The sequence below is a fragment of the Streptomyces sp. NPDC037013 genome (assembly GCF_055607265.1).
Window position 1 is genome coordinate 391,361 of record NZ_JBVJRV010000009.1, and the last position, 13,600, is coordinate 404,960.

The window sequence follows — 13,600 nt, forward strand, 5'->3', positions numbered from 1 at the left end:
TTTTCACCCTATGTGATCAGCCGTAGCGCTGCCGAACCAGGGTGCTGGCCTGCGACGATATGCGTCAACTCCCTGATGACGCGGGGGCGGTGGGGACACTCACATCGAAGTGCCGTGCCTTGGGTGCCGCTTTCATCAGCGCGGTGAGTGTCCTGGCCTTTGTACGCCCTCGCTCGCCGCTGCCCCAGTCGACGGTCCGGGCGCCGCTCAACTCCAGCGAGATGGAGTCAAATGAGCGGACCTTGACGTTCCGGGTGGCGTGGGCCACCGCTTCGGGCAGGTCACCCGCGACCCGTACGGCCTCGCGCAGCAGCCGGTCGGTGCCGAACCGGCGCAGGCTCGCCGCCCCGCTCTCCCGGTCCGGGGCCAGTTCGAGCCGCGGCACGCCCTCGGGCGCGCGTCCGACCGTGGCGAATCGCACTCCCTTGGCGTCCACTTCGACGAACTTTCCGCCCTTTTCGATGAGGAGAACCGGCTTCCGCTCGGTCACTTCGAGTCCGATTCCGTGTGGCCAGGACCGGGTGACCTCAACCGAGTCGATGCGGGGCAGTTTTGAGCGCAGCCGGTCCTCGATGGCATCCGTGTCGACCGAAATCAGCGGGGTCCCGACGGGCGCGTCCGCCGCCTCGAGGACCTCTCGGGGCGTCAGGACCCGGGTGCCCGACGTCGTCACGCGCTCCAGGCGGAGCCACTGTGAGCCGTAGAACAGCCAGCCGCCGCCGGATCCGACCAGTACGACGAGCACCAAGATGACAATCAGGGTGCGCGAACGGGGGAATTTGAGGCGGCGGACGCGCTGCGGGCGGGGCGGGCCGGACTTCTTCTGCTGCCGTACGGCGGTGGTCGGTCCGGCCACGGTCCCCTGCCTTCTCACGCGTTGCGGCGTGACGCAATCGCCTCGTACACCATGCCGACGAGCAGCTCGTCGGCGTCCCTGCGGCCGAACTCCGAGGCGGCGCGGGACATCTCGTACAGCCGGTGCGGATCCGCCAGCACGGGCAGGACGTTGCCCTGGACCCACTCGGGCGTCAGTTCCGCGTCGTCGACAAGCAGTCCACCGCCCGCCTTGACCACCGGCTGGGCGTTGAGCCGCTGTTCGCCGTTGCCGATCGGCAGCGGGACGTAGGCGGCGGGCAGCCCGACGGCGGAGAGTTCGGCGACGGTCATCGCGCCCGCGCGGCAGAGCATCATGTCGGCCGCGGCGTACGCGAGGTCCATCCGGTCCACGTACGGTACCGGGATGTACGGGGGCATCCCCGGCATCTGCTGCACCTGCGGCAATTCGTTCTTCGGGCCGACCGCGTGCAGGATCTGGATGCCCGCGCGCTGGAGCACCGGAGCGATCTGCTGGACGACCTCGTTGAGCCGCCGGGCGCCCTGGGAGCCGCCGGAGACCAGCAGCGTCGGCAGGTTGGGGTCGAGGCCGAAGGCGGCGCGCGCCTCCGGGCGGACCCTGGCCCGGTCGAGCGTGGCGATGGTGTGCCGCAACGGGATGCCGATGTAGCGGGAGTTGCGCAGCTTGCTGTCGGGGGTGGCGACGGCCACCCCGTGGGCGTACCGCGAACCGATCTTGTTGGCGAGGCCGGGGCGCGCGTTGGCCTCGTGCACGACGATCGGCGTCCCCGTCCGCTTGGCCGCGAGGTAGCCCGGCAGGGCCACGTAGCCGCCGAAGCCGACCACGCAGTCCGCCTTGGTGCGCTCCAGGATCTGCTCGGCCGCCTTGATGGTGCCGCGCAGCCTGCCCGGAACGGTGATGAGCTCAGGGGTGGGCTTGCGCGGCAGGGGTACGGCCGGGATCAGCGCCAGTTCGTAGCCCCGCTCGGGTACGAGTCGGGTCTCGAGTCCACGCTCCGTGCCCAGGGCCGTGATGCCCACGGTCGGGTCCTGCCTCCGCAGGGCGTCCGCGAGGGCGAGCGCGGGCTCGATGTGGCCGGCGGTCCCCCCACCGGCGAGTACGACATGCACCGAAATTCACCGCTCTCCGGACGAACGCGCCTTGACGCGCCGTCTCATCGTGTTCCATCTCACCCGAGGTTGCCGCATGGCCAGGGCCGCCTTCGCCGCGGGGTCCGATCGCGCGAAGGCGATGAGCAGTCCGATGGCGAACATGGTCGGCAGCAGGGCCGAACCCCCGTAGGAGAACAGCGGGAGCGGGACACCGGCGATCGGCAGCAGACCGAGCACCGCACCGACATTGATCACGGCCTGGGCCGTGATCCAGGTGGTCACGCCTCCCGCGGCATACCTCACGAAGGGGTCCTCCGTGCGTCCGGCCACGCGGATACCCGCATAGCCTAGAGCCGCGAAGAGGGCGAGCACCGACAGTGTCCCTGCCAGGCCGAGTTCCTCCCCCGTGATGGCGAAGATGAAGTCGGTGTGCGGTTCGGGCAGTTGACCCCATTTTTCCACACTCGCGCCGAGACCGGAACCGAAGAATCCGCCGGAGGCGAGGGCGTAGATGCCGTGCACGGCCTGCCAGCACTGGTCTCCGGGGCCGGGGTCCGTGGCGCCGATGCAGGCGAGCCTGGCCATGCGGTTGGGGCTGGTCTTGATGAGAATCACACCGAGCACGGCCGCGATGCTCAGCACGCCGGCGAAGAGCCGGGTGGGGGCGCCCGCCAGCCACAGCAGTCCGAAGAGGATCGCCGTGAGAATGATCGCCGTGCCCATGTCGCCGCCGAGCATGATGAGTCCGAGCAGCATGAAGGCGACCGGCACGAGCGGCACCAGCATGTGTTTCCACTGGGTCAGCAGCCGTTTGTCGTGTTTACGTGCGAGCAGGTCGGCGCCCCACAGGACCAGCGCGAGCTTGCCGAACTCGCTGGGCTGGAGCTGGAAGGGGCCGCCCAGGTAGATCCAGTTCTGGTTGCCGTTGACGCTGCGCCCTATCCCCGGGATCTGCACGAGGACCATCAGGAAGACGGTGACCGCGAGGATCGGGTACGCGAGCGCCCGGTGCAGCTTGACGGGCATCCGCATGGCGATCAGGAGCAGGATGGTGCCGAGCACGGCCGCCACGAACTGCTTGCGGAAGAAGTACGAGGCGGGCAGGTTCAGCTGCAGCGCCTGGATCATCGAGGCCGAGTAGACCATCACCAGACCGAGCACCGTGATCAGCAGGCTGCTGCCGAAGATCAGGTAGTACGCGGTGAGCGGCCGGTCCCACGCCCTGCGGACCCGGTTGACCAGCCCCCGGGGGCCGCTCTCGCCCGCGGGGTGGGAGGCGCCTCTGGCGCGTACCGGAGCCGGTCGTTTGGCGACCCGCACGGATGACCTGGCCACGTTCCCCTCCCAAGGGTGTGCCCGGCGCCCCGCCGGGCGGTCGGCCCGGTCAGGCGCGCGTGGCGCCGAGTTCGCGGACGGCGTCCGCGAACGCTTCACCACGCTTGTTGTAGTTGGTGAACATGTCCATCGACGCACAGGCCGGAGCCATCAGCACGGTGTCCCCCGGCTGAGCCAGCTCCGCCGCCCGCCGTACCGCCTCGGACATCGCCCCAGTGTCGGTCCGGTCGAGGTCGACGACCGGGACCTCGGGCGCGTGTCGCGCGAGGGCTTCGCGGATCAGCGCGCGGTCGGCGCCGATGAGGACGGCGGCCCGCAGCCGCTTGGCCGCCTGGGTGACGAGCCCGTCGAAGGTGGCCCCCTTGGCGAGGCCGCCCGCGATCCAGACGATCGACTCGTACGAGGCCAACGAGGCCTCGGCCGCGTGGGTGTTGGTGGCCTTGGAGTCGTCGACGTAGGCGACGCCTTCGACGTCGGCGACGTGCTCGATGCGGTGGGCGTCCGGGCGGAAGGCGCGCAGCCCGTCACGGACGGCGGTGGCCTCGACGCCGAAGGCGCGGGCGAGGGCCGCCGCGGCCAGCGCGTTGGCGATGTTGTGCGGCGCGGGCGGCTGGACGTCGGAGATCTCGGCGAGCTCCTGGGCCTGCTTCTGGCGGTCCGGCACGAAGGCACGGTCGACCAGGATGCCGTCGACGACGCCGAGTTGCGAGGGCGCGGGCGCGTTCAGCGTGAAACCGATGGCGCGGCAGCCCTCTTCGACGTCGGCCTCGCGGACCAGGTCCTCGGTGGACGGCTTGTCGCGGGCGTCCGCGTTGTAGACGCAGGCGACCTGGTTCCCCTCGTAGACGCGGCCCTTGTCGGCGGCGTACGCCTCCATGGAGCCGTGCCAGTCGAGGTGGTCGGGCGCGAGGTTCAGGACGGCGGCGGAGTGGGCGCGCAGGGAGGGCGCCCAGTGCAGCTGGTACGAGGAGAGCTCGACGGCGAACACGTCGTACGCGTCGTCGCCTTCCAGGACGACGTCCACGATCGGGGTGCCGATGTTGCCGACCGCCGCCGTGCGCAGCCCCGCCGCCGTCAGGATCGAGGCGAGCATCCGCGTGGTCGTGGTCTTGCCGTTGGTGCCCGTGACGGCGAGCCAGGGGGCCGCGCCGGGGCCGCGCAGCCGCCAGGCGACCTCGACGTCGCCGATGACGTCCACGCCCGCCTCCGCGGCCGCCGCGAAGAGCGGCGAGGAGGGCTTCCAGCCCGGCGAGGTGACCACCAGGTCGGTGCCCGCGGGGAGCGTCTCGGCGTCGCCCAGACGTACGGAGACGCCCTCGGCCCGCAGGGCGGCGGCGCGCTCCTCGTGCGCCGCTCCCGAGCCGCCGTCCACGACGGTCACCGACGCGCCGAGGCCGGCCAGGGCGCGGGCGGCGCTGATGCCGCTCACGCCGAGACCGGCGACGGTGATGTTCTTGCCCTGCCAGTCGGACGCAGTGGTCACTTTTCGGCTGCCCATCCCGCGTAGAAGAGACCCAGGCCGACGATCACGCACATGCCCTGGATGATCCAGAAGCGGACCACCACAAGGACTTCGGACCACCCCTTGAGTTCGAAGTGGTGCTGGAGCGGCGCCATGCGGAAGACGCGCTTACCGGTCATCCGGAACGAGCCGACCTGGATGACGACCGACATGGTGATCAGGACGAAGAGGCCGCCGAGCAGCGCGAGGAGCAGCTCCGTGCGGGAGCAGATCGCGAGGCCCGCGAGCGCGCCGCCGAGGGCGAGCGAGCCGGTGTCGCCCATGAAGATCTTGGCGGGCGAGGTGTTCCACCACAGGAAGCCGAAGCAGGCGCCCATCAGGGCGGAGGCCACGACCGCGAGGTCGAGCGGGTCCCTGACCTCGAAGCAGGCCTGCGGGTTGGTCAGCGTCGTCGCGTTGGCGCAGGACTCCTGGTACTGCCAGACGCCGATGAAGGTGTAGGCGCCGAAGACCATCACGGAGGCGCCGGTGGCGAGGCCGTCAAGACCGTCGGTGAGGTTCACGCCGTTCGACATCGCGAGGATCATGAACAGCGCCCAGACCACGAACAGGACCGGGCCGATCGACCAGCCGAAGTCCGTGACGAACGACAGCTTGGTGGAGGCCGGGGTCTGGTTGCGGTTGTCCGGCCAGTTCAGCGCGAGCACGGCGAAGCCGATGCCGACGATCAGCTGGCCGGCCATCTTCGCCTTGGCGCGCAGACCGAGCGAGCGCTGCTTGACGATCTTGATGTAGTCGTCGAGGAAGCCGACGAGGCCCATGCCCGCCATCAGGAAGAGCACCAGGAGGCCGGAGAGCGTGGTCTCCGTACCGGTGATGATCTTCGTGAGGAAGTACGCGATGAGCGTCGCCAGGATGAAGGCGATACCACCCATGGTCGGCGTACCGCGCTTGCTGTGGTGCTCGCGCGGGCCGTCGTCCCGGATGAACTGGCCATAGCCCTTGCGGGCCAGGAGCTTGATCAGCAGCGGGGTGCCGACCAGGGTCAGGAAGAGCCCGATCACACCCGCGAAGAGGATCTGCCTCATCGGCCGGAGACCTGCCCCTCAGAAGACATCGCGGCGCCGTCGAGCAGCGCCGTGGCGACCTGCTCGAGACCGACCGACCTGGACGCCTTCACCAGCACGACGTCTCCCGGGCGCAGCTCGCTGCGCAGCAGGTCGATCGCCGCCTGTGCGTCGGACACGTGCACCGACTCCTCACCCCACGAACCCTCGTTGTATGCGCCCAGTTGGAGCCAGGACGCTTCCCTGCCCCCGACTGCCACGAGCTTGCTCACGTTGAGCCGGACGGCAAGGCGTCCGACCGCGTCGTGCTCGGCGAGACCGTCGTCCCCGAGCTCGGCCATCTGACCGAGCACCGCCCACGTACGACGTCCCTTGCCCATGGCCACGAGCGCGCGCAGCGCCGCTCGCATGGACTCGGGGTTCGCGTTGTAGGCGTCGTTGACGACCGTCACGCCGTCCGGGCGCTCGGTGACCTCCATCCGCCAGCGGGACAGCGTGCCCGCCTCGGAGAGCGCGAGGGCGATCTCGTCGACGGACATGCCCAGCTCATGGGCGACGGCGGCCGCGGCAAGCGCGTTCGACACGTGGTGCTCACCGTACAGCCGCAAGGTCACGTCGCTGCACCCGGAGGGTGTGTGCAGCGTAAAAGCGGGCTGTCCGTTCTCCGTGAGCCGGACATTCTCCGCGCGTACGTCGGCGTCCTCGGCCTCTCCGAAGAGGATCACGCGGGCCTTCGTACGGGAGGCCATCGCGCGGACCAGGGGGTCGTCGGCGTTGAGGACCGCGGCGCCGTCCTCGGGCAGCGACTCGACCAGCTCGCCCTTCGCTTGTGCGATCTGCTCGCGGCCGCCGAACTCGCCGATGTGGGCGGTGCCGACGTTCAGGACGAGGCCGATCTTGGGCGGGGTGAGCTCGGTGAGGTAGCGGATGTGGCCGATTTTGCGCGCCCCCATCTCCAGGACGAGGAAACGCGTCTCGTCCGTGGCGCTGAGCGCGGTGAGCGGCAGACCGATCTCGTTGTTCAGCGAGCCCGGCGTGAAGACCGTCGGTGCCTTGCGCCGCAGCACCTGCGCGAGCAGGTCCTTGGAGCTGGTCTTGCCGACGGAGCCGGTCAGCGCCACCAGTGTCGCGCCGAGCCGCCTCACGACGTGGCGCGCGAGGGCGCCGAGGGCCGCCTGGACGTCGTCGACGACGACGGCGGGCACGCCGACGGGCCGCGAGGCCAGTACGGCGACCGCGCCCGCGGCGACCACGTCGGCCGCGTAGTCGTGGCCGTCGACGCGCTCGCCGACGAAGGCGACGAAGAGGCTGCCGGGCTCCACCTCACGGGAGTCCCGGACGACGGGTCCGGTGACCTGGACGGCCGGATCCGGTATGTCGTACGTCTGCCCGCCGACGACGCTGGCGATCTCGGCGAGGGAGAGGGCGATCACAACTTCATCCCTGGGTTTGCTGGATAGCTTCGCGAAGCACCTGGCGGTCGTCGAAGGGACGCACCACCCCGGCGATGTCCTGTCCCTGCTCGTGTCCCTTGCCCGCGACGAGGACGGTGTCGCCCGGTCGCGCGCGCACGACGGCCGCGCGGATGGCGGCGGCCCGGTCCTCGAACACGGCGACGTCGCCGCGCTCGTGGGCCGGCACCTCGGCGGCGCCGGCGAGCATCGTGGCGAGGATCGCGAGGGGGTCCTCGCCACGGGGGTTGTCGGAGGTCAGTACGGCGGTGTCGGCGAGGCGGGCCGCGGCCGCGCCCATCGGCATCCGCTTGGTCTTGTCGCGGTCGCCGCCGCAGCCGAGCACGATGTGCAGCTTGCCCTCGGTGACCTTGCGCAGGGCGCGCAGGACCGATTCGACGGCGTCCGTCTTGTGCGCGTAGTCGACGACGGCGAGGTAGGGCTGGCCCGCGTCGACGCGCTCCAGGCGGCCCGGCACGCCGGGTACCGCGGCGACGCCGTCGGCGGCCTGCTGCGGGTCGATGCCGGCGACGGCCAGCGCGACGATGGCGGCGAGGGTGTTGGCGACGTTGAAGGGGCCGGCCAGCGGCGACCGCGCGGTGATCCGCTCGCCCTTGGGGCCGACCGCGACGAAGGTCGAGTCGAGCGGCCCGACCTCGACGTCCTCGGCACGCCAGTCGGCGTCGGGGTGGCCCTCGGCGGAGAAGGTGGTGACGGGCACCTCGGACTCGGTGATGAGCCGGCGCCCGTACTCGTCGTCGAAGTTGACCACTCCGACGCGCGAGCGGAGCTTGGTGAACAGCTGCGCCTTGGCCTGGAAGTAGTCCTCCATGCCGGAGTGGAACTCCATGTGCTCCGGGCTGAGGTTGTTGAAGACGGCGACGTCGAAGACGCAGCCGTCCACCCGCCCGAGCACCAGCGCGTGGCTGGAGACCTCCATGGCGACGGCCTCGACGCCGCGCTCGCGCATCACCGCGAACAGCGCCTGGAGGTCGGTGGCTTCGGGGGTGGTGCGCTCCGACTTGATGCGCTCGTCGCCGATGCGCATCTCGACCGTGCCGATGAGACCGGTCGAGCGGATGCCCTTGAGGCCGCCCTCGATCAGGTACGCGGTGGTGGTCTTGCCGGAGGTGCCGGTGATGCCGATCTGCAGCAGGTCGCGGCCCGGGTGGCCGTAGACGGTCGCGGCCAGCTCACCCATGCGGGCGCGCGGGCTGTCGACGACCAGGACCGGCAGGCCGGTCGCGGCGGCGCGTTCGGCGCCGGTCGGATCGGTGAGGATCGCCGCGGCGCCGAGGTCGGCGGCCTGCGCGACGAAGTCGGCGCCGTGCATCCGGGCGCCGGGCAGCGCGGCGTAGATGTCGCCGGGGCGCACCGCGCGGGAGTCGTGCGTGATGCCCGTGATCTCCGCGCTCCCGGCGCCTGTCGCGACCGCGACGCCCAGCTGGTCCGCGAGTTCCGTCAGTGAGGCCGCGGAGACCTGCACGGGCCGCGGCGGTCCCGGGTATGTCACGGGAGCGCCCTTCTGGGTGGTTTGGGACTGATCAGCGTGTGGCACGGCGGTGAGCGTACCGGGCGCACCCGGCTCAGGGCGAAGTGAGGGGCGTGGCGCGGGGCGGTTCCCCGGGTCCGGGGTGATCGTTGTCACGGGTGGTTCCTGGTCGGTCTCGGGGGTCGCCGGTCGGTCTCAGGGCTTGAAGGTCACCGGGAGGCGGGCCGGCTTGCTGCCGGTGGGCGGGACTTGGAGCGTCTTGAGGGCGAACTCCATGACTTCCTTGTAGATGGGTCCGCAGATCTGGCCGCCGAAGTAGCTGCCCCTGGTGGCATTCTGGATCGCGCAGTAGACCGTGACGCGGGGCTTGTCGGCGGGCGCGAAGCCGGCGAAGGACGAGGTGTAGCCCTTGTAGCGGCCGGTGGCCGGATCGACCCGGTTGGCCGTACCGGTCTTGCCGGCGACGCGGTAGCCGGGGATGCGGGCCTTGGCGCCGGTGCCCTCTTCGTCGTCGACGACGGATTCGAGCATCTGCGAGAGGGTCCTGGCGGTCTTGTCGCTGACCACCCGGGTCTTCTTGGGCCTCGGGGCGGGCGTGAAGCGGCCGTCCGGGCCCTTGGCGCCGCGCACCAGCGTGGGCTCGACGCGTACGCCGCCGTTGGCGATGGTCGAGTAGACCGAGGTCGCCTGCATGGCGTTGATCGAGAAGCCCTGGCCGAAGGGGATCGTGAACTGCTGCGAGGTGGACCACTTGGCGGCGGGCGCGAAGATGCCGGGGGTCTCGCCGGGGAAGCCGAGGCCGGTCTCCCTGCCGATGCCGAACTTGCGCAGATACGAGTAGAGGACCTGGTTGGTCTCCTTCTGCGTCTTGCCCAGCTCTCCGGTGGCGAGGATCGTGCCGATGTTGGAGGACTTGGCGAGCACGCCGTTGAGCGTCAGCTGCCAGGTCGGGTGGTCGATGTCGTCCTGGAAGAGCCGGTCGCCGCGGTGCAGCCGGTTGGGGACGGTCACGTGGGTGCCGGGCGTGGCCGCGTTCTCCTCCAGGACGGCGGCCATCGACATGACCTTGGCGGTGGAGCCCGGCTCGAAGGCGTCCTGGAGGGAGGCGTTGCCGAGCGCGGCGCCGTTGGCCTGCGAGAGGTCGTTCGGGTCGAAGCCGGGGGCGTTGGCCATCGCGAGGACCTCGCCGGTCCGGGTGTCCTGCACTATCACGTAACCGCGGTCCGCCTTGGACTTCCTGACCTGCTCGCTGATGGCGTTCTGCGCGGCCCACTGGATGTCGCGGTCGATGGTGAGCTCGATGTCGGAGCCGGGCACGGCGGGCGTCTCCGTGGAGCCCGCGGTGGGTACCCTGCGGCCGCCGGACTGGGCGTACTTGATCTTGCCGTCCTCGCCCGCGAGCTGCTTGTCGAGCTGCTGCTCCAGGCCGCCCGCGCCCTTGCCGTCGGCGTTGACCCAGCCCAGTATCCCGGCGGCCAGTTCGTCGTTCGGGTAGACCCGCTTGCTGCTCGGGTCGGCGAGGACGCCGGCCAGCACGTTCGGGGAGTCCGGGTCCAGGGCCGCCCGCTCGCCGAGCGCGCCGCGCAGGTCCTTGATCTGCTTCCACACCTGGGGGGTCTGGCGGCGGGCGAGGAGGACGTACCGGGTGTCCGGGGTCTTCAGCTTCTTCGTCAGCTCGTCGACGGGCTTGCCGAGGATCGGGCCGAGGAGCGCGGCCGCCTGTTCGGGTGCGTCCTTGGTCTTCATCTCCTTCGGCGTGAACAGCGTGGGGTCGGCGGTGATGTCGTACGCGTCCACGCTGGCGGCCAGTTCGACGCCGCCGCGGTCGGTGATGCGCCCGCGCTCGGCGGCCAGCGTGTGGGTGAAGTAGCGGTTCTTCTCGGCCTTGGCGGCGTACGCGCTGGCGTCGACGGCCTGCACCTGCAGCAGCCGTACGACGAAGGCCAGCATCACCAGCGTCAGGCCGAGGCTGACCATGCGCAGCCGGGGCCGGGGGCTGCCCAGGCGGATGGTGCGGCCCTTGCCCTTGGCGGCGGGGCGGCGGGTGGCGGGGCGGCGGGGGGTGCCTGCGCGGCCGGGCCTCGCGGGTCCTGGCACCCGGCGCCGCGGGGGTTCCCTGTCGGACACTTGTGTCACCTGCCGGAGGTCGTCGTGGGGCCGGGGGTCGTGGGTGCGGGGGTGGCGGGGCCGGGGGCGCCGCCGGACGGCCGCGCCGCGGGGGCCGGGGCGGATGGGGCGGGGGCCGGCGGCAAGGGCGGGGGCGTGACCGGGATGGAGACGGTGGCCGCCGGGGACGCCACCTCCTGGGGGCGCGGGGCGGGATAGCGCATCGAGGAGGGGCGGGTCGCGGCGCCGGGCACGCCACGCACGGTGCCGTCGGGGTCGAGGAAGGCCGGATCGCCGCCGGGGACCATGCCGAGCTCGCGGGCGCGGCGCTGGAGGGCGTCGGGGGCCGCGTAGCCGTCCACGTCCCGCTGGAGTTCCTGCTTCTCCTCGGTGAGGTCCTTGGTCTCCTTCTTCAACTCGCTCACCTGGAACGAGCCTTCGTTGAGGGAAGAGTTCAGGATGAGCAGTCCGATCAGGCCACCCCCCAGGAGCAGGACGACGAGGAGGACGAAGGGGGTGCGCGCGGCCTGGTTGTCGGGGCCCTGCGGCAGCAGTCGCGCGAGGCGGGCGGCCCTCCCCCGCAGCTGGGGCTTCTTGCTCATGGGAGCCTCCTCGCGGACTCTGATCAGCGGGTTGTGCCCGGCGGACGGTGTCCGGGCCGGTCGGGCGGGCCCTACCCGACGTCCTCACGGATGCGCAGTGCGCCGCGCAGCCGCGCCGGGGCCGCCCTGCGGTTCTCGGCGATCTCCTCCTCGGTGGGGAGTTCGGCACCGCGCGTCAGGAGCTTGAGCCGCGGTTGGTAGCGCTCGGGGACGACGGGCAGTCCGGGCGGCGCGGTCGTCGCGGCGCCGGCCGCGAAGACCTGCTTGACCAGCCGGTCCTCCAGGGACTGGTACGACAGGACGGCGATGCGGCCGCCGACGGCGAGCGCCCGCACCGCGGCGGGCACCGCGCGTTCGAGGACGCTCAGCTCGCCGTTGACCTCGATGCGCAGGGCCTGGAAGGTGCGCTTGGCGGGGTTGCCGCCGGTGCGCTTGGCGGCCTGCGGCAGCGCGTCGCGGATGAGCTCGACGAGCCGCGCGCTGTTGCTGAACGGCTCCTTCTCGCGCTCGCGGACGATGGCGCTCACGATGCGCTTGGCCTGCTTCTCCTCGCCGTACGCCCGCAGGATCCGCACCAGTTCGCCGGGCGCGTAGGTGTTGAGGACCTCGGCGGCGCTGATGCCGGTCGTCTGGTCCATGCGCATGTCCAGGGGGGCGTCCTGGGCGTAGGCGAAGCCGCGGTCGGCCTCGTCCAGTTGCATGGAGGAGACGCCGAGGTCGAAGAGGACGCCCTGCACGCGCGGGACGTCGAGGCGGTCAAGGACGTCGGGGAGTTCGTCGTAGACGGCGTGCACCAGGGTGGCCCGGTCGCCGTAGGGGGCGAGCCGCTCGCCGGAGAGGCGCAGCGCCTCCTTGTCGCGGTCCAGGGCGATGAGGCGGGCGGACGGGAAGGTGGCGAGGAGGGCCTCGCTGTGTCCGCCGAGGCCGAGGGTGCAGTCGACGACGACGGCGCCCGGCTCGGCGAGCGCGGGGGCCAACATGTCCAGGCACCGCTGGAGCATCACCGGGACGTGTCGGCTGTTGTCGCTCAAGGGGCCCTCTCAGGTCCGGCGCGGCGGGCACGTACCGCCGGGTCCCCGCCCGCTCCGTGAAGGGGAATGGACTGCTGGCGCCGGGGAAGTGGCGTCAGCCGACCGGGAGCGGGAGGAGGCCGAGCCGTACGTACGCGCCGCGCACGTGGGGGGATTCAGGAAATCCCCGGGATGTGCGGTCCAGCAGGGAGCAGGTCACGTCTCCCGCTTCGCGTCACTTTAGTCCACGGTGTCGCCCGGTCAATCAACCGGCCTGCGCGTCGCGGGCCGGTCCCGCGCGGGGGCACGAAAGCGGCTTCGTCACCCGTTCGGCGCAGTCCCGACACGTCTGTGGGTTAGCTCACAACAAGAGTCTTTGACGTTCTTTGTCCCTTCTCACAGCGGGCCCCGGCGGAATCAGGCCATTAACGTCATGCGTATGTCGACTACCGCAGCCTCCTCGGACCCCACCACCGCAGAGCCGACCGGTGACATAGCCGTCGGTTCGGTCACCGACCGCCTCGTCGATGCGAACGAGAAGTACGCCTCGGCCTTCACCGACCCCGGAATGGACGCCCGCCCCGTCCTGCGGGTCGCCGTCGTCGCCTGCATGGACGCCCGCATCGACCTGCACCGGGCTCTCGGCCTCGAACTCGGTGACTGTCACACCATCCGCAACGCGGGCGGCGTCGTCACCGACGACGTGATCCGTTCGCTCACCATCAGCCAGCGCGCGCTCGGCACCCGCAGCGTCGTGCTGATCCACCACACCAACTGCGGCCTGGAGTCCCTCACCGAGGACTTCCGGCACGACCTGGAGATGGAGGTCGGCCAGCGTCCCTCCTGGGCGGTGGAGTCCTTCAGCGACGTCGAGCAGGACGTGCGGCAGTCGATGCAGCGCGTGCGGACCTCGCCGTTCCTGCCGCACACCGACGACGTCCGCGGCTTCGTGTTCGACGTGACCTCCGGCCTGCTCAGGGAGATCGACCCTGCGTGACTGACATAAAGGCGTAAGACCCGACAAATCGGCGCCAGTTATCCACAGGCGAGTGACACGACCCGGTATGCCCAACAACAATGCGGGGGTGACATCGCGCGGAAGCATTCACGCGTGATGTCCGTGAATTC

The 13,600-nt window shown here is 71.0% G+C and carries 11 protein-coding genes; 1 reads left to right on the plus strand and 10 read right to left on the minus strand.

What is annotated here, in order from left to right:
• Positions 1-64: 64 nt before the first annotated feature.
• The 10 genes from ACZ7DY_RS32385 to rsmH form a co-directional block, all read right to left on the minus strand.
• Complete coding sequence (locus ACZ7DY_RS32385; protein WP_471141742.1) at positions 65-856, minus strand: cell division protein FtsQ/DivIB; 792 nt, start codon at positions 854-856, stop codon at positions 65-67.
• Positions 857-870: 14 nt separating this feature from the next.
• Positions 871-1,965, minus strand: coding sequence for an undecaprenyldiphospho-muramoylpentapeptide beta-N-acetylglucosaminyltransferase (gene murG, locus ACZ7DY_RS32390; RefSeq protein WP_384263063.1), 1,095 nt, complete (start codon positions 1,963-1,965; stop codon positions 871-873).
• Between the two features lie 6 nt (positions 1,966-1,971).
• Positions 1,972-3,282, minus strand: a complete 1,311-nt coding sequence (ftsW, locus tag ACZ7DY_RS32395; RefSeq protein ID WP_471141746.1) for a putative lipid II flippase FtsW — start codon at positions 3,280-3,282, stop codon at positions 1,972-1,974.
• Between the two features lie 49 nt (positions 3,283-3,331).
• Positions 3,332-4,765 carry a UDP-N-acetylmuramoyl-L-alanine--D-glutamate ligase gene (murD, locus tag ACZ7DY_RS32400; protein WP_471141747.1) on the minus strand — a complete coding sequence of 478 codons (1,434 nt, stop codon included), beginning with the start codon at positions 4,763-4,765 and terminating at the stop codon, positions 3,332-3,334.
• Complete coding sequence (gene mraY / locus ACZ7DY_RS32405; protein ID WP_219688556.1) at positions 4,762-5,832, minus strand: phospho-N-acetylmuramoyl-pentapeptide-transferase; 1,071 nt, start codon at positions 5,830-5,832, stop codon at positions 4,762-4,764. Before mraY ends, murD begins: the two co-directional genes overlap by 4 nt.
• Positions 5,829-7,244, minus strand: coding sequence for a UDP-N-acetylmuramoyl-tripeptide--D-alanyl-D-alanine ligase (locus tag ACZ7DY_RS32410; protein ID WP_471141750.1), 1,416 nt, complete (start codon positions 7,242-7,244; stop codon positions 5,829-5,831). Before ACZ7DY_RS32410 ends, mraY begins: the two co-directional genes overlap by 4 nt.
• Before the next feature lie 4 nt (positions 7,245-7,248).
• Complete coding sequence (locus ACZ7DY_RS32415) at positions 7,249-8,910, minus strand: UDP-N-acetylmuramoyl-L-alanyl-D-glutamate--2,6-diaminopimelate ligase (protein WP_471141752.1); 1,662 nt, start codon at positions 8,908-8,910, stop codon at positions 7,249-7,251.
• A 39-nt stretch (positions 8,911-8,949) separates the two neighbouring features.
• Positions 8,950-10,881, minus strand: a complete 1,932-nt coding sequence (locus tag ACZ7DY_RS32420; RefSeq protein WP_471141754.1) for a peptidoglycan D,D-transpeptidase FtsI family protein — start codon at positions 10,879-10,881, stop codon at positions 8,950-8,952.
• Positions 10,882-10,886: 5 nt separating this feature from the next.
• A complete protein-coding gene (gene ftsL, locus ACZ7DY_RS32425) occupies positions 10,887-11,462 on the minus strand; it encodes a cell division protein FtsL (protein WP_471141757.1) in 576 nt (191 codons plus the stop codon).
• Positions 11,463-11,533: 71 nt separating this feature from the next.
• Entirely contained in the window at positions 11,534-12,493 is a 960-nt protein-coding gene (gene rsmH, locus ACZ7DY_RS32430; protein WP_471141760.1) for a 16S rRNA (cytosine(1402)-N(4))-methyltransferase RsmH, read from the minus strand.
• A gap of 355 nt (positions 12,494-12,848) precedes the next feature.
• Between rsmH and ACZ7DY_RS32435 the strand changes: the two genes are divergently transcribed.
• Positions 12,849-13,469, plus strand: coding sequence for a beta-class carbonic anhydrase (locus tag ACZ7DY_RS32435; protein ID WP_471141762.1), 621 nt, complete (start codon positions 12,849-12,851; stop codon positions 13,467-13,469).
• Positions 13,470-13,600 lie beyond the last annotated feature (131 nt).